Raw genomic sequence first — 20,302 nt, forward strand, 5'->3', positions numbered from 1 at the left:
GACTTACCTGCCCCGCGCCTGAGGCCGGTCGGGTGACCGCCGGGCCGGTCGCGGCCATGGTCCGCGGTACCTCGCGGCGGTTTGGCGACACTGCCTCCATCCGGCGTGGAGGTGGTGGACAGGTGTCGTACGACGGTCCGACGACGATCGTGCACAGGGCGGCCCACGTAGCCGAGGTCGCGGCGCGCCGCGCGGACGAGGCGGAGGGGGCCCGGCGGCTCTCCGCCGAGGTGGTGGACGCCGTACGGGAGGCAGGGTTCGCCCGGCACTTCGTCCCCGCCGCCTACGGCGGCCCGGCCGGCGGCTTCACCGAACTGACCTCGGCGGTCACCGTCGTGGGCGCGGGCTGTACATCGGCGGCCTGGGCGGCCTCGCTGGCCGCGTACGCCGGGCGCTACGCGGCCTTCCTGCCCGAGAAGGGGCAGACGGAGATCTGGGCGGACGGGCCCGACGCCCTGCTGGCCGCCGCGCTGATGCCGTCCGGCACGGCGGAGCGGGTCTCCGGCGGCTGGCGGCTGAGCGGCGAGTGGAAGTACATCAGCGGCGTGCACTGCGCCGACTGGGCACTGGCCTGCGCGCCGGTGCCGGAGGAGGACGCGGGCGGCGCCGAGAGCCCCGGACGGCCCGAGGGCGGCGCCCGGCGGCCCGCCGTGCGGTACTTCGCCGTCCCCCAGGGCGAATTCTCCGTCGTGGACAGCTGGAACCCGGTCGGCATGCGCGGGACCGGCAGCGACACCCTCGTACTGGACGAGGTCTTCGTCCCCGAGCACCGCACCCTCTCCCGCGCCGATGTGCACGCCGGGCGTGCGCCCGCGTCCGACGCACGCTGTCACATCGTGCCGATGTACGCCGTGAACGCGCTGCCGTTCGCCACACCGCTGATCGGGGCCGCGCGCGGCGCCCTGCGCCACTGGACCGAACGGACCGGGAGCCGGGTCGACCGGCGCGGCCGGGCCGTCGCCGAGCAGCCGGCCACCCAGGTCACCCTCGCCCGGTCGGCCGCCGAGACGGACGCCGCCGAGCTGCTCGTCCACCGTACGGCGGCGGTCGCCGACGGCACGCTCACGCCGCCGGAGGGCGAGGCGGCCGTGCGCGGGCCCCGGGATCTGGCGCTGGCCGTGGAACTGCTGGTCTCGGCCGTCGACCGGGTGTTCCGCGCGAGCGGCACCTCCGGGCAGGATCTCGGCGACCCGGTCCAGCGCTTCTGGCGGGACGTGAACAGCGCCGCCTCCCATGTGGCGCTGGCCTTCGAGACCACCGGCGCGGCGTACGGCGCCTGGGCGCTGACCGGCGGCGGAGAAGCCCCCGCCCGGTGACCCGGGGCGCCGGGCGTGCGCCCCGTCCGGATCCCGGTCCGGATCCGGGTCCGGTTGCTGGCCGCTCCCGGGGGCTGCATAGTCGAGCTGGATGCCGGTGACACTCTTCTGGCCGTACGGTCACGGACAGTGAGTATCCGGCGAGGCCGACAGGTGGTGCCGCCGTGACGGAGCAGACGGACCAGACTGACCAGAGGAACCAGGGAAACCAGAGGAGCCAGAGGAGCCAGAGGGACCAGAGGAAACTGACCGAGTCGACGGGACTGACCGAGCAGCAGGACAGACAGGATAGACAGGCCAGACCAGATATAGCCGAGCCCCTAGGGGCCTCCGAAGCGTTCCGGGCCGCGATGGCCCGCTTTCCGTCGGGTGTCGTGGTGGTCACCACCCGCTGCCCCGACGGGAGCCCCCGCGGATTCACCGCCAGCTCCTTCTGCTCGGTGTCGCTGGCGCCGCCCATGATCCTGGTCTGCCTGGCGAACTCCGCCGACTCGGCGGCGTCCTTCGCCCGCTGCGACCACTTCGCGGTGAGCGTGCTCTCCCCGCTGCACCGCCCGCTCGCCGTCCGCTTCGCGACCAAGGGCGCCGACAAGTTCGGGGGCGGCGGGCTGCGGCTGAGCCCGCGCGGCCTGCCGACCGTCGAGCAGGCGCTGTCCGAGCTGGACTGTGTCATTCACGCACGACACCCGGCCGGGGACCACATGGTCCTGATCGGCCGGGTGACGGGAGTGCGGCTGGGCGAGGGGTCGCCGATGGTCTACTACGACCGGTCGTTCCGGACGCTGTCCTGAACGGGTCGGCTGCTGTGAGGGTGGCCGTGGGTACGGCTCAGCGGGCCCGGGGGCCGCCCTTGGGGAGTTTCATGCCCTTGGGCATCGGACCCTTGGGCAGTGGCATGTTGCTCATCAGGTCGCCCATGGCGCGGAGCCGGTCATTGGTGGCGGTCACCTGGGGGCCGGTCAGCACCCGGGGGAGCTTCAGCATCGTGGTGCGCAGCTTCTTCAGCTCGATCTGGCCCTCGCCGGTGCCCACCATCACGTCATGCACCGGTACGTCGGCCACCACGCGGTTCATCTTCTTCTTCTCGGCGGCCAGCAGGCTCTTGACCCGGTTCGGGTTGCCCTCGGCGATCAGCACGATGCCGGCCTTGCCGACCGCGCGGTGCACCACGTCCTGGCTGCGGTTCATCGCCACCGCCGGGGTGGTCGACCAGCCCCGGCCGATGTTGTCGAGCACGGCCGCCGCGGCGCCGGGCTGTCCCTCCATCTGCCCGAAGGCGGCCCGCTCGGCCCGGCGTCCGAACACGATCGCCGTCGCGAGGAAGGCGAGCAGGAAGCCCAGGATGCCGAGATAGATGGGGTGACCGATCAAGAAACCGATCGCGAGGAAGACACCGAAGGTGACGATTCCGACAGCCGCGAGTACAAGACCGATCTTCTTGTCGGCCCTGCGGGTCATCTTGTAGGTCAGAGCGATCTGCTTCAGTCGCCCGGGGTTCGCGGCGTCCGCCGCGGTTTCCTTCCTCGCCATGGCACGAAGTCTACGTGGCTCCCGGGCCGCCTTCGACGGCGGTGCGCCCGCGGCGCCGGACCACGGCGGCGAGCGGGGCCTCAGGAGTGTGCGGTGAAGGTCTGGTCGAGGACACGCTGGGCCTCGACCCGGTCCTTGGCGCGGCGGCGGTCCTCCAGGACGGAGGTCCAGGCATTGCGCCGGGCGGTGCGCTGGCCGCCGCTCATGAGCAGCGACTCGACGGCACGCAGGGCGGTGGTGAACGACGGGATCGCCGTGGCGTGAACGGGCGCGGCCTGCATGGTGGTGGGTCCCCCTAGGTGGCTCCGGAACGCGGGAGTGCGAGCTGTGCGTACAGCGTCACTGTCCGGTGTTACCAGGGCGTGACCGACCGGTCAAACACGAATGAAACCTTGATACGGAACCCCAAAAGACTGACGCGGCCCTGACGTACGCCCTCATCAGGGCGGACGGTCGGGGCCGCGTCGGAGCGGGCCACTACTTGCCGGTAGCCGCTTGTGCGGGAATTCACACGCCTGCCGCAAGTGCCGGTGCGCGGCGCGCGGATGACGTCGTGTCAGACGGCCTGGACGGCGACGTACGAACCGCGCTTCTCGACGGCCATCTGGTACAGCCGCCCGGCGCGGTACGAGGAGCGGACCAGGGGGCCGGACATGACGCCGGAGAAGCCGATCTCCTCGGCCTCCTGCTTCAGCTCCACGAACTCCTGCGGCTTGACCCAGCGCTCCACCGGGTGGTGGCGCACCGACGGGCGCAGATACTGGGTGATGGTGATCAGCTCGCAGCCCGCCGCGTGCAGCTGCCGCAGCGCCTCGCCGACCTCCTCGCGGGTCTCGCCCATGCCGAGGATCAGATTGGACTTGGTGACCAGCCCGTGGTCGCGGGCGGCCGTCAGGACCTTCAGGGAGCGGTCGTAGCGGAAGCCGGGGCGGATGCGCTTGAAGATCCTCGGGACCGTCTCGACGTTGTGCGCGAAGACCTCGGGGCTGGCCGAGAAGACCTCGGCCAGCTGCTCCGGGACCGCGTTGAAGTCGGGGGCGAGCAGCTCGACCTTGGTCCGGCCGGCCTCGCGCTCGGCGGTCTGCGCGTGGATCTGGCGCACGGTCTCCGCGTACAGCCAGGCGCCGCCGTCGGCCAGGTCGTCGCGGGCGACTCCGGTGATGGTCGCGTAGTTCAGGTCCATGGTGACGACGGACTCGCCGACCCGGCGGGGCTCGTCACGGTCGAGGGCCTCGGGCTTGCCGGTGTCGATCTGGCAGAAGTCGCAGCGGCGGGTGCACTGGTCGCCGCCGATCAGGAAGGTCGCCTCGCGGTCCTCCCAGCATTCGTAGATGTTCGGGCAGCCGGCTTCCTGGCAGACCGTGTGCAGACCCTCGCTCTTGACCAGGTTCTGCATCTTGGTGTATTCGGGGCCCATTTTCGCCCGGGTCTTGATCCACTCGGGCTTGCGCTCGATGGGGGTCTGCGCGTTGCGGACCTCCAGGCGCAGCATCTTGCGTCCGTCGGGTGAGACTGCGGACACGACCGGCTCCCTAGCGATTGGTGGTACGGCGACTTTTCAGGGTACGCCCGCTGAAATTGTGGTCCTGTGGTATGCGGTGGCTGTTGCTGTGCACTGCGTCACGCGGCCGGGGTCGACCGGGCTTCCCTCGGCTCGGGCCGCTGCGGCTCGACCGGACGCGGCCTCGGATCGGCGCTCTCCAGGACGTCGCGCAGATGGCGTTCCACGACCGGGACGACCTCCGGCACCGTCACGTCCCGGTCCAGCTCGCTCGCCAGCGAGGCCACGCCCGCGTCGCGGATGCCGCAGGGGATGATCCGGTCGAACCACTTGTTGTCGGGGTTCACGTTGAGCGCGAAGCCGTGCATGGTGACGCCCTTGGCGACCCGGATGCCGATGGCCGCGATCTTGCGGTCCTCGCGGCGCTGGCCCGCGTTGGAGGGGGCGTACTCGGGGCCGTCGAGACGGGGGTCGAACTCGTCGTCGGTCAGGCGCGGGTCGAGGTCCAGGGCGAGTCCGCCGAGGAGGGACGGGCGCCGCTCGACCGGGTCGCCGAGCACCCACACGCCGCTGCGGCCCTCGATCCGGGTGGTCTCCAGGCCGAACTCCGCGCAGGTGCGGATCAGGGCCTCCTCCAGGCGCCGTACGTGCGCGACCACGTCCACCGGGCGGGGGAGCTTCTGGATCGGGTAGCCGACCAGCTGGCCTGGGCCGTGCCAGGTGATCTTGCCGCCGCGGTCCACGTCGATGACCGGTGTGCCGTCCAGGGGGCGCTCGCTGTCCTGGGTGCGCCGGCCCGCGGTGTAGACGGGCGGGTGCTCCAGGAGCAGCACGGTGTCCTCGATCTCGCCCGCGAACCGCGCCGCGTGCACCCGGCGCTGCTCGTCCCACGCCTCCTGGTACTCGACGGCGTCCGCGCCGAACCCCACGCGGACGAACCGCAATCCACTCACGGCAGGCGCCTCCCATCGGCGGTCCCAGTCAGGCATGTGCGTCAGGCACGTAATGCGCTCAAGCCACTGTACGTCCGCCCCCCGAGCGTCAGCTCTTGAGGCAATCCTCACACGATCGGATGAAAGCACGCGGAAATGTGCGATCGGCTGGCTACGCTCCGCTACATTCGCGCCGTTCACCAGGCCATAAGGGCTGCTCACAGGCAATCCGGGCCCTTCGGCCCGGAAGGCAGGAGATCGCACCGCAGATGACGGATCGACCCGCGCAGCGCACTCCCAACCGCCAGCTCGCCGCGCTCATCGCAGAAGCGGGATTCTCCAACGCAGGTCTCGCCCGCCGGGTGGACCAGCTCGGTCTCGAACACGGCCTTGACCTGAGATACGACAAGACATCCGTCACCCGCTGGCTCCGTGGCCAGCAGCCGCGCGGCACCACGCCCGCGCTGATCGCCGAGGTCTTCACCCGCCGCCTCGGCCGCCGGCTCACCGCCCAGGATCTCGGCCTGGACGCCTGCGCGCCCGTCTACGCGGGCCTGGAGTTCGCGGGCAGCCCCGAGGAGGCCGTCGACATCGTCGGCGGGCTGTGGCGCAAGGACTCCGGCAGCCATGCCGAGCTGCGCAAGATCGCCTTCACGGCGGCCGGTCTCGTGGTGCCCAGCCGGGACTGGCTGATCGGCAAGCCCGACGACCAGGTGGCCCGTGCCGAACAGGCCCCGCGCGTGCCCGCGCAGGCCCGGCCCGGCGTGCCCAAGCAGCGCGCCCAGGCCGACCGCGGCCCCCGCCACCGGGTCACCGGGGGCGACATCGCCGCCCTGCGCTCGGTCGGCGACCTCTTCCGCACCCTGGACAACATGTACGGCGGCGGCCATGCCCGCCAGGCGCTGGTGCGCTATCTGGAGCACGAGTGCGAGCCGATGCTCCGCGGCACCTACGGCGAGCAGACCGGCCGCAGGCTGTTCGGCGCCGCCGCCGATCTGACCCGGCTGGCGGGCTGGACCTCGTACGACATCGCCGCGCATGGCCTCGCCCAGCGGTACTTCGTGCAGGCGCTGCGGCTCGCGCAGGCGGCGGGGGACCGGGCGTACGGCTCGTACGTCCTGATCACGATGAGCCGTCAGGCCGTCTACCTCGGGCACGGGCGGGAGGCCGTGCAGCTCGCGCGGGTGGCCCAGCAGGGGGTGGGCGGGGTGGCTCCGCCGGTGGTCCAGGCGCTGCTGCACGCCGCCGAGGCGCGTGGGCACGGGGTGCTCGGCGAGGTACGGGCGTGCACGGCGTCCCTGGTCCGCGCCGAACGCGCCCTGGAGGCCGCCCGGCCCGGCGACGAGGTCCCGTACTGGGCGCGCTTCTTCGACGAGGCGCAGCTCGCCGACGAACTCGGCCACTCCCATCGCGACCTCCAGCAGTTCCGTGCCGCCGCGCAGTACGCCGAGCGGTCCCTCCAGCTCCGGGCCCCCGCCTTCGCCCGCAGCCGGCTCTTCTGCCGGGTCGTCCTCGCCACCGCGCGCCTGGGCCTGGGCGAGCTGGACCAGGCGTGCCACCTTGCCGCCGAAGCGGCGGGGCAGGCGGCGGAGATGCGCTCGGTCCGCGCGGTCGAGTACATCCGGGACTTCGAGCGCCGCCTGGAGCCGTACAAGGACGCGGCGCCGGCGCGGGGGTATCGGGAGCGGGTGGCGACGCTGGGGTAGGGGGTTCGCTCCGCGGGTTCGCTCCGCGGGTGGGGGTGCGGGTGTCGTCCTTCGGCTGAGCGCCGGTGGGGGTTGGTCGCGCAGTTCCCCGCGCCCCTGGGGGCGTTGCGGTGCCCGGGGGCGGGGGAGTGGCGGGTGGGGTACGGATGCCGTCGTGCGGGTGGCCGCCGGTGGGGGTTGGTCGCGCAGTTCCCCGCGCCCCTGGGGAGGTTGCGGTGCCCGGTGTCGGGTGCCGTCCTTCGGCTGGCCGCCGGTGGGGGCTGGTCGCGCAGTTCCCCGCGCCCCTACGGGCGTTCCCCTTTCCGGCGTGGGGGAGGGCAGCGTGCTGAAGGGGCGCGGGGAACTGCGCGATCGGCCACGGGCGGCGGTTGGTCGCGTATCTACCTGTGGTCCCCCTGCGTGGCGCGGGCCATGGGCGCCGGTCGTGGCAGCGTCCTGAAGGGGCGCGGGGAACTGCGCGACCAGCCACGGGCGGCGGTCGGACGCGCAGCCACCTGTAGCCCCCCTCACGCGGCGCGAGCCGTCGGTGCCGAGTGCAGCGTCCCGCCCAGGTCCGACAGGATCGCCGTCGAGGCGCGGCGGCCCGAGTGGAGGGCACCCTGGACCGTGCTGGTGTCGCGGTGGTCGCCGCACACGTACAGCCCCGCCATCACCCGTACCGGCCGGCGCAGATCGTGCGGCGGGCGCATCGCCGGGACGGCCTCGGCGGTGTGGTGGACCGCGAGGGTCTCCCAGCGCCGGGTGGAGACGCCGTAGAGCCGGGAGAGATGCGCCCGCACGGCCGCGTCGAGGTCGGCGGGCGGCACGCCCAGCACCGTCGAGGAGATCAGCGCGCGGCCCGCCGGGGCCCGGCTGGGATCCACCGCGCTGGCCACCGCCGTGTGCGCCACCGGACCGCCCCGGTCGGCGTCCAGGACCAGCGCGTTCGCGGTGCGCGGCGGTTCGTCCGCGGTGTGGTGGAGCACCGTCACCGGGTGGAAGTCGGGGACCCGCAGACCGGGCAGCAGCGCGGCGGCGCTACGGGCGTCCGTCGCCAGCAGCACCGCGCGGCAGCGGAACTCGCCGTGCTCGGCGGTGGTCACCGAGGTCGTCGACACCGCGGTGGCCCGCACGCCCGTGTGCAGGGTGCCCGGCGGCAGCGTCCGGGCCAGCAGCTCCGGGAGCGTCTCGGCGCCGCCCTCCGGCACGCACAGCCGCCCCGCCGCGAACGCCCGCAACGCGAGATCGGCGCACCGGCTGGACGTGGTCAGCTCCGGGTCGCACAGCAGCGCGGCCAGCAGGGGGCGCAGGAAGCCGTCGATGGTCCGGGCGGGCAGCCCCCGCGCCGCCAGGGCCTGTCCGGCGGGCGCCTCGGGCCGGGCCAGCACCCGCTCCACGGGCGTGGCGGCCAGCCGGGCCAGCGCGGTGCGCAGCCGGGCGTGGTCCACGGCGGTGCCCAGCGGCCGGGGCCCCGCCTGGGACCGGGGCGTCTGCGGCACCCGGGAGAGCGCCTGCGCACGAGGGGCGCTTGCCAGGGCGCGCACAGTGTGAAGTGCGCCCCGCGCGCTCCCTCCGCCCGCCGGAGTGCCCGTACGGTGCAGCCGGCCGTCGCTGTGCAGCACGACGCCCGGCGCGAACGGCCTGAGCACCAGGCCGTCCAGGCCCGGGGTGCGGCGCAGTTCGGGGAACGCGGTGGACAGCAACTGGCCGATCCGGTCGAGCCGGAACCCGTCGACCTTCTCCGTGGACATGCGGCCACCGACCCAAGGGGCGGCCTCCAGCACGATGGTCGTCACTCCTGCGCTGGTCAGCCTGTGTGCCGCGGAGAGCCCGGCGACCCCGGCTCCCACCACGACGACATCCGCCTGATACGAGGGCTGAAGCACGTGCCCCTCCCTGAGGTCGCGCGGCCGGTGGAGACCTCATGCCCCCAAGAGCCGCCGGGAATACCCGAGTTGGGGTCGAGCGTAGGCAGCGGAACACCCCGGTTCAGTCGCGCACGCACAGGGGCACGGTCGCACGGCGGTGGCATACGGCGGCCGGCCCGGTGCGGGCCACCCGGTGCCGTACCCCCACCGCCCCCGCCCGCACCGGACGCCCCGCACCGTGCCGCCGTCCCCCCGCGCGCGGGGGAATGACGACCGCCGCGGCCGGGACCCGACGAGAAGGACGCCGCCCACCCGCGTCTACGGGGCAAGACGCGCCGCTGCCGGTCAGGCCCCGGTGTGGAAGTCGCCGTCCATCCGTGCGTACGGGCACGATGCCCGCTGCGGTCAGGGCCCGGCGAGGGAGCGCCGTCCACCTGCGCGTACGGGCACGAGGATCGTGTCGGTCAGGCCCCGGCAAGGAAGTCGCCGTCCGCCCGCGCGCAAGGGCACGACGCCCGCCGCGATCAGGCCCCGGCACGGAAGTCGCCCTCCACCCCCGCGTACGGAGCACGACGCCCGCCGCGTCCAGCGCCCCCGCGAGGAAGACGCCGCCCCCACCCGGCATACCGGCAGGGCCCGCTCACAGCGTCGCCCGCACCGCGTCCTCGATCGTCGGGAACGCGAACACGAAGCCGGACTCCAGTAGCCGTCGGGGTAGTACCCGCTGGCTGCCCAGGACGTCCCCGGCCATCTCGCCCAGCGCCGCTCGCAGGGCCGGGGAGGGGACCGCCAGCAGGGTCGGGCGGTGCAGTACGCGGCCCATCGCGGCGGTGATCTCACGGTTCGTCAGTGGCTCGGGGGCGGTGAGGTTGAACGGGCCGGACAGATCGGCCCGGTCGATCAGATGCCGGATCGCGGCCACCTCGTCGTGCAGCGCGATGAACGACCAGTACTGCCGCCCGTCCCCCAGCCGCCCGCCGAGCCCGGCCCGGAACAGCGGGAACAGCCGCGCCCACGCCCCGCCCTCGCGCGACACCACCAGCCCCGTACGCGGGAACACCGTCCGCACCCCCGCCTCCCGCGCCGGAGCCGCCGCCGCCTCCCACGCCACGCACATCTCCGGCAGGAACCCCGTCCCGGCGGGCGCGCTCTCGTCCACCGCGCGGTCACCGGTCGGGCCGTAGTAGCCCATCGCACTGCCGTTGACGAAGACCCGCGGGGGGCGGTCCATCGCCGCGACCGCCTCCGCCAGCGCGGTCGTGCCGCCGACCCGGCTGCGCAGCAGCCGCGCCTTGTACTCCGGCGTCCAGCGCCGGTCACCGATCCCGGCGCCCGCCAGATTGACCACCGCCGCACAGCCGTCCAGGCCCGCCGCGTCGACCCGCCCCGCCTCCGGATCCCAGCGGACCTCGTCCGCGCCCCGCGGCTCACGCCGTACCAGCCGCACCACCTCGTGCCCGTCGGCGGCCAGTGAACGGACCAGGGCGCCACCGATCAGCCCGGAGGCACCGGCCACCGCGATACGCGAATGTTCCATGCGCCCATTGTCCGCGCCGCGCGCCGCCCCGCGCTCCCCGGGCCGGGCCCGGCACCGGGGTCGTACAGTGATCCGCATGTCCGCACCGCACATACGCCACGCCGTGCCCGAGGACGAGGCCGCGCTGATCCGGCTCGAACGGGACACCTGGTCGTACCAGCACTCGGTGACCCCGCGCCCCGAGGAGGACCAGCCCTTCTTCGGCAAGCGCAGCGGCCCGCTGGACCATTTCGTCGCCGAACTCGACGGGCGGATCGTCGGTTACATACGACTCGGGTTCCCCACCGAACTGGCCGCCAACGCGCACGTCCGGCAGATCCGCGGCCTCGCCGTCGCCGAGGAGGCGCGCGGGCACGGCGTCGCGCGGGCGCTGCTGCGGGCCGCCGTCGAGGAGGCCCGCGCGCGGGCCGCCCGCCGGATCTCGCTACGCGTCCTCGGCCACAACACGGCCGCCCGCAAGCTGTACGAGTCCGAGGGGTTCGTCGTGGAGGGCGTCCAGCCCGAGGAGTTCTGCCTGGACGGCTTCTACGCGGACGATGTGCTCATGGCACGCCCCTTGCGGCAGCCGCAATAGGCACCCGTCGTCAGGTCGTCGTCAGGTCGTCGTCAGGTCGTCACCAGTTCTCCCGTGTCCACCGGCTCCGTCGCCGTCGCCGCGCGCTGCGCGTCGGCCGACACCTCGGCCGCCGTCAGGACATAGCCCGTCTGGGGGTCGGAGGTGGAGCGGGCGAAGACCATCCCGAAGACCCGGCCGTCGGTGGTCAGCAGCGGGCCGCCGGAGTTGCCTGGGCGGACCGTGGAGCGGATGGAGTAGATCTCACGGGTGACGGACGCGTCGCTGTAGATGTTCTGCCCGCGCGCGTCCACCCGGTTCGCCACCGTCGCCGCCTGGAGATCGAGACCGCCGTTCTGCGGATATCCGGCGACCACCGCCGCGTCCCCGCGCAAGGCGTCGTCGTCGAAGGTCAGCACCGGTGCCGTCAGCTCCGGCACGTACAGCACCGCCACGTCCTTGTCCGGGTCGAACAGCACCACGCGCGCCGCGTACGCGGCCCCCACCCCGCCGACCCGGACCGTCGGCTCGTCGATGCCCGCCACCACATGGGCGTTGGTCATCACATGCTCGGGCGCGTACACGAACCCGCTGCCCTCGCGGCCCTCGTCGCCCGTGAAACCCTCGACCTTGACCGTGCTGCGCTGGGCCGCGCCGGTGGCCGCGGCCGTGACGCTGTCGCCGGAGGGCTCGGCCACCTCGGCCGTCGACTCGTTCTCGAACGGGTTGAAGACCTGCGGGAAACCCGCCTCCGTCAGCGCGGACGTGGCCCGCGAGAACCACGCAGGCGTGGTGTCCGGCATCGCGTCCTGGACCGTGCCCAGCAGCCGGGAGTCACGGATCGCCGAGGTCAGCAGCGGGGAGGAGGACGCGGCCAGCACACTCGCCGCGACCCACGCCACGATCAGCACGGCCACCGCGTTGGCGACCGCCCCGCCGAAGCCGTCGGCCACCCGCAGCGGGCCCCGGTCCAGCTCGTGCCGCAGCCGCAGCGCCAGCCGCCCGGCCAGCTCATGGCCCACCGCGGCGGGCACCAGGACCGTGCACACCGCCGTCACCGTCGCCGCCGTCGTCCCCGGCGTCACCAGGTCCATCACCCACGGCAGGACCCACACGCCGATCGCGGCGCCGCCCACGAACCCGGTCAGCGCGACACAGCCGGCCACCAGGCCCCTGCGGTATCCGGATGCCGCGTAGCCCACCATCACCAGCAGCAGCGCGATGTCGAGCAGGTCCACGAAAGCCGCCCTTCTCTCGGACCGTCCGCACCCGTGAGTACGCGGCGAACGGGCCGGGTGATCAGCGCTGCCCGGAATCGGCCGGGCACCGTCTGTACACCGGGAAACGCCGCCGACCGGGACGATGGTTCCGCCGGGTGGCAGAGCACACATCGCGCACCGCGCGCCGCGCCCCGACAGTGGGGATCATGTGTGCCACCTCCTGGCGGAAGGCCGTACCAGGTGTCGTACGGCGTTCCCGTGCCGTTCTGCGCCGGTCTGCGCGCCGGTCGCTGGGTGCCGTACGCCGCTACCGCGAGCGCGCGCCCCGCGCCGTCCTCATCGCCCTCGGCTGTGTGCCCGGGATCGCCGCCGTCACCGTGCTCGGGCTGTGCGCGGCCGGTGTCGAGCGGGAGAGCGCGGGCCACGGGTCGGTGCCACAGGCGGCCCGGCCCCCCGTGTACGACGCCCCCCGGCCGCGGATCGTGCCGCGCTCGGCCTGGCTGGAGCCGGGCGACACCCGTGAGCGGCCCGCGCCCCGTTACGACGACAGGGTCGTCGCCGTCTTCGTCCACCACACCGACTCGCCCAACGCCTACGACTGCGCCGACGTCCCGCGGATCATCCGCTCCCTGGCCGCCGGGCAGACCGGCGCCCGCGACTGGGACGACATCGGCTACAACTTCCTCGTCGACCGCTGCGGCAATCTCTACGAGGGCCGCGCGGGCGGCGTCGACAAGCCCGTGACCGGCGCCCACACCCAGGGCTTCAACCACCGCACCGCCGGGATCGCCGCGATCGGCACCTTCACTGCGGGCGCGGAGGTGCCGAAGGCGATGACCGACGCCATCGCCGCGCTGACCGCCTGGAAACTGGGGCTAGGCGACACCGACCCGAGGGAGCGGGTGCGGCTGGTGTCCAGCAACAGCCTCAGCCGCTTCCGCTCGGGCACGCCCGTGATGCTGCCGACCGTCTCCGGCCACAACGACGGCTACATGACCACCTGCCCCGGAGCTGCCCTGACGGCCGTCCTCCCCGAGATCAAGGAACGCGCGGCCCGTCTCCAGGACCGCGCGCCGACACCGGTGAGCGCGATCCCGGGCGCGGGCATCCGCACGGGGGGCATCCCCAGCACGGGAGCCACTGCGGGCACAGGTGCTCCGACGGGAGCGCGGCCGGGAGCGCAGGCGGGCGTCACTCCTTGAAGCGGTCCCACAGCCGTGGATACCGCTCCGCCAGCACCCGTTCGTTCTCGAAGTCGAGAGGGGCGCCCGCCGGCTCGGCGGGGGCGGGGGCGATGCCCAGATCCGGGGCGACCGTGCCGGTGAGCTGCTCGTACGCCTCGTCGGCCGCGTAGCCCAGCTCCTCGCCGTCGCCGTCGATCTCCTCGTCGAAGTCGTCCAGGAGATCGGCCAGCGCGTCCGCGTCGTGCAGCGCGCCCTCGTACACCTCCCGGCCCTGGCCGATCAGCCAGCAGCGGAAGAAGTCGAAGGCGTCGTCGCTGGCCCCGTCGAGGAGCACCCAGGCGGCGCCCCACAGATCCCAGCGGTACGCGCGGTTGTAGCGGGCCTCGAAGTGACGGGCGAAGTCCAGGACCATGTCCGGGTCCAGCCGGAGCAGCCGGTCGACCAGCAGATCGGCCTGCTCCTCGGGGTCGCCGTCGGCGGCCTCGCGGGTGGCGTCCACCAGCTCCCAGAACTCCGTCTCGTCCATCACGCCACCAGCATCGGGCCTACGCAGGGCAGCCGCATGTGGAGTGCGGCGGATTGTCACGCGGGGAGGGCGAGGGGGTGGGGGCCGGATCCCGACCGTGCGCTACTCCGCCCCCGCCCGGTACAGCGCCGCCTGCCGTCCCGCGTCCTTCGCGAACCGCTGCCGCAGGGTCGCCGGGGCCAGCACCTCCGCCTCCGGGCCGAGCGCGGTCAGCTGGGTGTGGGCGACGTCCTCGGACTCGACCCGCAGGGTGAGCGTCGCCCAGCCCCCCGCGTCCGGCTCGGCCCGCTCCAGCGCGTCCCGCGCCGACACCGGGTCCACGGCGTGCGGCAGCCTGCGCAGCCCCTCCGGCGACAGCCGTACGACGACCTCCGCGCGCAGCAGCGAACGGGCGAACCGCAGTGCCTGCTCCTCCCAGAAGCCCGGCAGATCGAACCCCTCGTCCCGCGCGAACCGCTCCTCGCCCGCCTCTATCGCGGTGAACCGGTCGATGCGGTACGTCCGGAAGGTCCCCGTGGCCCCTGCGGCCCCCGCCGCTCCCGCCTCCACGACCCGCGCGCACAGATACCAGACGCCCGCCTTCAGCACGAGCCCGTACGGCTCCAGCCGCCGCTCCACCTCGCGCTCGCCGCGCCGGTAGCGCGCGGTCACCACCCGGTCGTCCCACACCCCGTCGGCCACAGCGGGCAGCAGCGCGGGCGTCGCGGGCTCACGGAACCAGTTCGGCGCGTCGAGATGGAACCGCTGCGCCGCCGTACGCGACGCGTCCCGCAAGGACGGCAGCAGCGCGGCGGACACCTTCAGCCGGGCCGCCGACGCCGTGTCCTCAAGCCCCATCTCCCGCAGCGCGCCCGGCACCCCCGACAGGAACAGCGCCTCCGCCTCGCTGCGCGCCAGCCCCGTCAGACGGGTGCGGTAACCGCCGATCAGCCGGTACCCGCCGGCCCGCCCCCGGTCCGCGTACACCGGCACGCCCGCCTCCGACAGCGCCTGCGCGTCACGCGTCACGGTCCGCTCGGACACCTCCAGCTCGCGCGCCAGCTCGGCGGCGGTCATGGAGGGGCGGGACTGGAGCAGCAGAACCATCTTGATGAGCCGGGCAGCACGCATGTCCCCATGATGGGGGACGCGGGTCGCGGGCCGGGTGCGGGTGGGTGGGGGTTGCTCGCGCAGTTCCCCGCGCCCCTGAAAGACCGGGTGCGCCGTAGCGGGCCTGTCTTTTCAGGGGCGCGGGGAACTGCGCGACCAGCCACGACGCACCCGCACCAGAACTACAACCCGTACCGCTCCCGAGCTTCCTTCACAGCCGTCGCAGACACCTCGCCGCGCCGCGCCAGCTGGGCCAGCGCCGCGACGACGATCGACTCCGCGTCGACGCCGAAGTGGCGGCGGGCCGCGTCACGGGTGTCGGAGAGACCGAAGCCGTCCGCGCCCAGCGAGGTGTAGTCCTGCTCGATCCACTGCGCGATCTGGTCGGGGACCTGGCGCATGTAGTCGGAGACGGCCAGCACCGGTCCCTCGGCACCCTGGAGCGCCTGGCGCAGGTACGGCACCCGCTCCTCGCCGCGCAGCAGCGCCGCGTCCGCCTCCAGCGCGTCCCGGCGCAGCTCGGTCCAGGACGTCGCCGACCACACGTCGGCCGCCACGCCCCACTCCTCGGCGAGCAGCCGCTGTGCCTTCAGCGCCCAGTGGATCGCCGTACCGGAGCCCAGGAGCTGGATACGGGCCGCGTTGGCGGCGGACACGTTCAGCCCCGCCGACTCCGCCGTGTTGAAGCGGTACAGGCCCTTGACGATGCCCTCGTCCACGGCCGCCCCGGAGGGCTTCGCGGGCTGCGGCATCGGCTCGTTGTAGACGGTCAGGTAGTAGAAGACGTCCGGGTCCTCGCCGGGCGCCGCCTCGCCGTACATCCGGCGCAGCCCGTCCCGGACGATGACCGCGATCTCGTAGGCGAACGCGGGGTCGTACGACAGCGCCGCCGGGTTGGTCGCGGCGATCACCGGGGAGTGGCCGTCGGCGTGCTGGAGGCCCTCGCCGGTCAGGGTCGTGCGGCCGGCCGTCGCGCCGACCAGGAAGCCGCGGCCGAGCTGGTCGCCGAGCTGCCACATCTGGTCGGCCGTGCGCTGCCAGCCGAACATCGAGTAGAAGATGTAGAACGGGATCATCGGCTCGCCGTGCGTGGCGTACGCGGTCGACGCGGCGATGAAATCGGCCATCGAACCGGCCTCGGTGATCCCCTCGTTGAGGATCTGGCCGTTCTTGGCCTCCTTGTAGTACATGAGCTGGTCGCGGTCGACCGGCTCGTACGTCTGGCCCTTGGGGGAGTAGATCCCGAGGGACGGGAAGAGCGACTCCATGCCGAAGGTGCGGGCCTCGTCGGGGACGATCGGCACCCAGCGCCGACCGGTCTCCTTGTCGCGGACCAGGTCCTTGACCAGCCGGACGAACGCCATGGTCGTCGCCACGTTCTGGGTGCCCGAGCCCTTGTCGAAGGACGTGAACGCCTTCTCGGCGGGGGCGGGCAGCGGCGCCGGCGCGTGGATGCGGCGGGCCGGGGCCGGGCCGCCGAGGGCCGCGCGGCGCTCCTGGAGGTAGCGCACCTCGGGGGAGTCGGCGCCCGGGTGGCCGTAGGGCACCTGGCCGTCGGCGAAGGCGCTGTCCGCGATCGGCAGCTCCAGCAGATCGCGCATCGCCTTGAACTCGTCCACCGTCAGCTTCTTCATCTGGTGGTTGGCGTTCTTCGACGCGAAGCCCGGACCGAGGGTGTGGCCCTTGACCGTCTGCGCCAGGATCACCGTCGGGGCGCCCTTGTGGGCGACGGCCGCGCGGTACGCCGCGTACACCTTGCGGGCCTCGTGACCGCCGCGCGAGAGGTGGAAGCACTCCAGGATCTTGTCGTCGCTCAGCAGCTTCGCCAGCTCGGCGAGCGCCGGGTCCTTCCCGAAGAAGTCCTGCCGGATGTAGGCCGCGTCCCGCGTCTGGTACGTCTGCACCTGGGCGTCGGGCACCTCGCGCAGCCGTCGCACCAGCGCGCCCGTGGTGTCGAGCGCGAACAGCTCGTCCCAGGCGGTGCCCCACATCGACTTGATGACATTCCAGCCGGCGCCGCGGAACTGGGCCTCCAGCTCCTGCACGATCTTGAAGTTGGCGCGCACCGGGCCGTCGAGCCGCTGGAGGTTGCAGTTGATGACGAAGGTGAGGTTGTCCAGCTCCTCCCGCGCGGCCAGCGCGAGGGCGGCCGTGGACTCCGGCTCGTCCATCTCGCCGTCGCCGAGGAAGGCCCATACGTGCGAGGACGAGACGTCCTTGATGCCGCGGTGGGTGAGATAGCGGTTGAAGCGCGCCTGGTAGATCGCGGAGAGCGGGCCCAGGCCCATGCTCACCGTCGGGAACTCCCACAGCCAGGGCAGCCGCCGCGGGTGCGGGTAGGACGGCAGGCCGCCCCCGCCCGCTTCCTGGCGGAAGTGGTCCAGGTGCGTCTCGCTGAGGCGGCCGTCCAGGAAGGCGCGGGCGTAGATGCCGGGGGAGGCGTGGCCCTGGATGTAGAGCTGGTCGCCCGAGCCGTCGCCTTCCTTGCCCTTGAAGAAGTGGTTGAAGCCCGTCTCGTAGAGCCAGGCCGCCGACGCGAAGGTGGCGATGTGGCCGCCGACGCCGTGTTTGCTGCCCCGGGTCACCATCGCCGCCGCGTTCCAGCGGTTCCAGGCGGTGATCCGGGCCTCCATCGCCTCGTCGCCGGGCACGGACGGCTCGGCGGCGGTCGGGATGGTGTTGACGTAGTCCGTCTCCAGGAGTTTCGGCAGTGCGACGCCGGCGCCCTCCGCGCGCTCCAGGGTGCGGCGCATCAGATACGCGGCACGGTGCGGGCCGGCAGCCTTCGCGACGGCGTCCAGTGAAGCCCGCCACTCGGCGGTCTCCTCCGGGTCCCGGTCGGGGAGCTGGTCGAGCGCGCTCGGCTGGATGGCGTAGAGGTCGGTCATGTCGCCGCCTTCCTCGGTCGAAGGGGGTTCCCTCATCGGCAAGGGTTCGGGTGCTCTAGGTCTTTGGCAGGACAGGGCGTGAGGCCATCGGTACGGAGTCGTGGGTGCGGCTCCGCGACAGGCCCGTCGGCGACTGTAACCCGCTGATCGATGATCGATCAAAGGGTTGAGGGAGAAAACTTCTTGATTACGAGAAAGTGGGCACGGGGTGTCATTCGAACAGGCACGCGGTGCCGCGTTTTCGAGGGGTTTTCGCAGGTCGGGACGCGTGTGAGCGAACGATCGCTCAGGGCTGGGCCGGGGGCTGGGGCTGGGCTCAGGGTTGGGGCTGGGCCTGTGCCTGGCGTCGGGCTCAGGGCTCGTGGCGTGGGGCGCAGCCCAGGACGTGCGCCTTCACCAGCTCCGCGATCCTCGGGTCCCGGCGCCGGAACGCCTGCACCAGGTCCTCGTGCTCCTCGGCGTACGACTGCTGGACCGTGCCCAGCCAGCGGATGGACAGCGCCGTGAAGACCTCGATGCCGAGCCCCTCCCAGGTGTGCAGCAGCACCGAGTTCCCGGCCGCGCGGACCAGCTCGCGGTGGAAGCCGACGGTGTGCCGGACCTGGGCGGTGCCGTCGGACTTCCGGTCGGCCTCGTAGAGGGCTGTGACGTGCGGTTCCAGGGCCGTGCAGTCGTCGGCCAGCCGTTCGGCCGCCAGCTCCGCCGCGATGGCCTCCAGACCGGCCCGGACCGGGTAGCTCTCCTCCAGGTCGACGGCGGTCAGATTGCGCACCCGCACGCCCTTGTTCGGCGCGGACTCGATCAGCCGCAGCGACTCCAGCTCGCGCAGCGCCTCGCGGACCGGGGTCTGGCTGACCTCCAGCTCCGTGGCGATCCGTCGCTCCACGATCCGCTCGCCCGGCTGCCAGCGTCCGCTGATGATCCCTTCGAGGATGTGCTCGCGGATCTGTTCGCGCAGCGAGTGGATGACGGGCGCGGTCATGAGAGCTCCTTAACGTTTGACGTTTAGACAATACGGCGGGTGCGCTCCGCTGGGCTTGAGGGTGGGGGTGCTTTGGTGCAGGTGAGATGAGGCTTACACGGGGCTTGTGGGTCCAAGGGGGTGAGTGGTTCCGATGAGGGGCGGGTGCGGGTGGTGTGTGGTTGGTCGCGCCCACGCGGCGGAGCCGCATATTGATACAGCCCCGCGCCCCTAAAAAGCGGCGGTGCCGTTGCCCCGGGATCTTTGGGCAACGGCACCGCCGTTCAGGAAGTGCGGACTACAGGCCCAGTTCGACCTCGAACTCTGCTGCTTCCAGGATGGCCTTCACCGCTGTCAGGTAGCGGGCCGCGTCGGCGCCGTCGACCAGGCGGTGGTCGTAGGACAGGGTCAGGAACGTCATGTCGCGGACGCCGATGACCGTGCCCTCCTCCGTCTCGATGACGGCGGGGCGCTTGACCGTGGCGCCGATGCCGAGGATCGCGACCTGGCCCGGCGGCACGATGATCGTGTCGAACAGCGCGCCCCGCGATCCGGTGTTGCTGATCGTGAAGGTCGCGCCCACCAGCTCGTCCGGCGTGATCTTGTTGCCGCGGACCTTGCCCGCCAGGTCGGCCGTGGCCTTGGCGATACCGGCGATGTTGAGATCACCGGCGTTCCTGATGACCGGGGTCATCAGGCCCTTCTCGGAGTCCACCGCGATACCGAGGTTCTCGGTGTCGAAGTAGGTGATGGTCCCCTCGTCCTCGTTGATCCGGGCGTTGATGACCGAGTGGGCCTTCAGCGCCTGGGCCGCCGCCTTGACGAAGAACGGCATCGGGGACAGCTTGACGCCCTCGCGCGCGGCGAAGGAGTCCTTGGCCTGCGCCCGCAGCCGCATCAGCCGGGTGACATCGACCTCGACGACCGAGGACAGCTGCGCCTGCTCGCGCAGCGCCTTGACCATGTTGTCGCCGATGAGCTTGCGGATGCGCGGCATCTTGACGGTCTGGCCGCGCAGCGGCGAGACCTCCAGGACGGGCGCGCTCTTGCGGGCCACCGGCGCGGCAGCGGCTGCGGGGGCGGCGGCCGGTGCCGGAGCGGCCACCGGAGCCTTCGCCGCCTCGGCGGCGGTCAGCACGTCCTGCTTACGGATCCGGCCACCGACGCCGGTACCCCGGACGGCGCCCAGGTCGACGCCGTTCTCGGCGGCGAGCTTGCGCACCAGCGGGGTGACGTAGGCGCCCTCGTCGGTCGCCTGAGTGGCGGGCGACGGGGTGACCGGGGCGGCCGGGGACGGGGTGACCGGGGCGGGCGCCGGGGTCGGTGCCGGAGCCGGCGCCACGGGGGCCACCGGAGCGGCGGGGGCCACGGGTGCGGCCGGCTGGACCGGTGCCGGAGCGGCGGCGACGGGCGCGGCCGGGGCGGCGGGGGCCACCGGAGCCGGAGCCGGGGCCACCGGAGCCGGCGTGGGTGCCGGAGCGGCCGGCGCGGGCGCCGGGGCAGCCGCGGGGG

General features: G+C 73.0%; 17 protein-coding genes. 5 read left to right on the plus strand and 12 right to left on the minus strand.

The annotated features are described in order from the left end of the window. The first annotated feature begins 122 nt into the window (after positions 1 to 122). Together ACFRFC_RS17990 and ACFRFC_RS17995 are read left to right on the plus strand one after the other, a co-directional pair. Positions 123 to 1,316, plus strand: a complete 1,194-nt coding sequence (locus tag ACFRFC_RS17990) for an acyl-CoA dehydrogenase family protein (RefSeq protein WP_382686378.1) — start codon at positions 123 to 125, stop codon at positions 1,314 to 1,316. Positions 1,317 to 1,666: 350 nt separating this feature from the next. Further along, positions 1,667 to 2,107 (plus strand): flavin reductase family protein, encoded by a 441-nt coding sequence (locus ACFRFC_RS17995; RefSeq protein ID WP_382686380.1) that lies wholly within the window; start codon positions 1,667 to 1,669, stop codon positions 2,105 to 2,107. Positions 2,108 to 2,144: 37 nt separating this feature from the next. Here the strand turns inward: ACFRFC_RS17995 and ACFRFC_RS18000 are convergent, their stop codons facing one another. The 4 genes from ACFRFC_RS18000 to lipB form a co-directional block, all read right to left on the minus strand. Then, the gene (locus ACFRFC_RS18000) at positions 2,145 to 2,846 is read right to left on the minus strand and encodes a DUF4191 domain-containing protein (RefSeq protein ID WP_382686383.1); all 702 of its coding nucleotides are present in this window, start codon (positions 2,844 to 2,846) and stop codon (positions 2,145 to 2,147) included. Between the two features lie 80 nt (positions 2,847 to 2,926). After that, a complete protein-coding gene (locus ACFRFC_RS18005; RefSeq protein ID WP_382686386.1) occupies positions 2,927 to 3,127 on the minus strand; it encodes a hypothetical protein in 201 nt (66 codons plus the stop codon). Positions 3,128 to 3,402: 275 nt separating this feature from the next. Beyond that, complete coding sequence (lipA, locus tag ACFRFC_RS18010) at positions 3,403 to 4,368, minus strand: lipoyl synthase (RefSeq protein ID WP_382686389.1); 966 nt, start codon at positions 4,366 to 4,368, stop codon at positions 3,403 to 3,405. 98 nt (positions 4,369 to 4,466) lie between these two features. Continuing rightward, a complete protein-coding gene (gene lipB, locus ACFRFC_RS18015) occupies positions 4,467 to 5,300 on the minus strand; it encodes a lipoyl(octanoyl) transferase LipB (RefSeq protein ID WP_382686392.1) in 834 nt (277 codons plus the stop codon). A 248-nt stretch (positions 5,301 to 5,548) separates the two neighbouring features. Between lipB and ACFRFC_RS18020 the strand changes: the two genes are divergently transcribed. After that, on the plus strand, positions 5,549 to 6,985 hold the full coding sequence (locus ACFRFC_RS18020) for a regulator (RefSeq protein ID WP_382686394.1): 1,437 nt from the start codon (positions 5,549 to 5,551) through the stop codon (positions 6,983 to 6,985). Between the two features lie 506 nt (positions 6,986 to 7,491). Here the strand turns inward: ACFRFC_RS18020 and ACFRFC_RS18025 are convergent. Further along, positions 7,492 to 8,850 carry an NAD(P)/FAD-dependent oxidoreductase gene (locus ACFRFC_RS18025; protein ID WP_382686396.1) on the minus strand — a complete coding sequence of 453 codons (1,359 nt, stop codon included), beginning with the start codon at positions 8,848 to 8,850 and terminating at the stop codon, positions 7,492 to 7,494. A 622-nt stretch (positions 8,851 to 9,472) separates the two neighbouring features. Continuing rightward, positions 9,473 to 10,369, minus strand: a complete 897-nt coding sequence (locus ACFRFC_RS18030) for a TIGR01777 family oxidoreductase (protein ID WP_382686398.1) — start codon at positions 10,367 to 10,369, stop codon at positions 9,473 to 9,475. A 76-nt stretch (positions 10,370 to 10,445) separates the two neighbouring features. Between ACFRFC_RS18030 and ACFRFC_RS18035 the strand changes: the two genes are divergently transcribed. Next, positions 10,446 to 10,943 (plus strand): GNAT family N-acetyltransferase, encoded by a 498-nt coding sequence (locus tag ACFRFC_RS18035; RefSeq protein WP_382686401.1) that lies wholly within the window; start codon positions 10,446 to 10,448, stop codon positions 10,941 to 10,943. A gap of 32 nt (positions 10,944 to 10,975) precedes the next feature. On the opposite strand, the gene ACFRFC_RS18040 is transcribed toward ACFRFC_RS18035, so the two are convergent. Further along, positions 10,976 to 12,160, minus strand: coding sequence for a MarP family serine protease (locus tag ACFRFC_RS18040; protein WP_382686403.1), 1,185 nt, complete (start codon positions 12,158 to 12,160; stop codon positions 10,976 to 10,978). A 188-nt stretch (positions 12,161 to 12,348) separates the two neighbouring features. On the opposite strand from ACFRFC_RS18040, the gene ACFRFC_RS18045 reads away from it, so the two are divergent. Then, a complete protein-coding gene (locus ACFRFC_RS18045) occupies positions 12,349 to 13,344 on the plus strand; it encodes a peptidoglycan recognition protein (RefSeq protein WP_382686406.1) in 996 nt (331 codons plus the stop codon). Here the strand turns inward: ACFRFC_RS18045 and ACFRFC_RS18050 are convergent. The 5 genes from ACFRFC_RS18050 to sucB all read right to left on the minus strand — a co-directional run. Next, on the minus strand, positions 13,334 to 13,852 hold the full coding sequence (locus ACFRFC_RS18050; RefSeq protein ID WP_382686470.1) for a DUF4240 domain-containing protein: 519 nt from the start codon (positions 13,850 to 13,852) through the stop codon (positions 13,334 to 13,336). The genes ACFRFC_RS18045 and ACFRFC_RS18050 overlap by 11 nt on opposite strands. Before the next feature lie 102 nt (positions 13,853 to 13,954). Beyond that, positions 13,955 to 14,962, minus strand: coding sequence for a helix-turn-helix transcriptional regulator (locus ACFRFC_RS18055; RefSeq protein ID WP_382686409.1), 1,008 nt, complete (start codon positions 14,960 to 14,962; stop codon positions 13,955 to 13,957). Between the two features lie 161 nt (positions 14,963 to 15,123). Further along, positions 15,124 to 17,829: a pyruvate dehydrogenase (acetyl-transferring), homodimeric type gene (gene aceE / locus ACFRFC_RS18060; RefSeq protein WP_382686411.1), complete on the minus strand. Its 2,706-nt coding sequence runs from the start codon at positions 17,827 to 17,829 to the stop codon at positions 15,124 to 15,126. A gap of 352 nt (positions 17,830 to 18,181) precedes the next feature. Continuing rightward, complete coding sequence (locus ACFRFC_RS18065) at positions 18,182 to 18,811, minus strand: GntR family transcriptional regulator (RefSeq protein WP_382686413.1); 630 nt, start codon at positions 18,809 to 18,811, stop codon at positions 18,182 to 18,184. Between the two features lie 277 nt (positions 18,812 to 19,088). Continuing rightward, positions 19,089 to 20,302, minus strand: a 1,214-nt coding sequence (gene sucB / locus ACFRFC_RS18070) for a 2-oxoglutarate dehydrogenase, E2 component, dihydrolipoamide succinyltransferase (protein WP_383112629.1), incomplete at its 5' end; no start/stop codon positions are given.

The organism is Streptomyces sp. NPDC056734 (genome assembly GCF_042790455.1).
Lineage (GTDB): Bacteria > Actinomycetota > Actinomycetes > Streptomycetales > Streptomycetaceae > Streptomyces.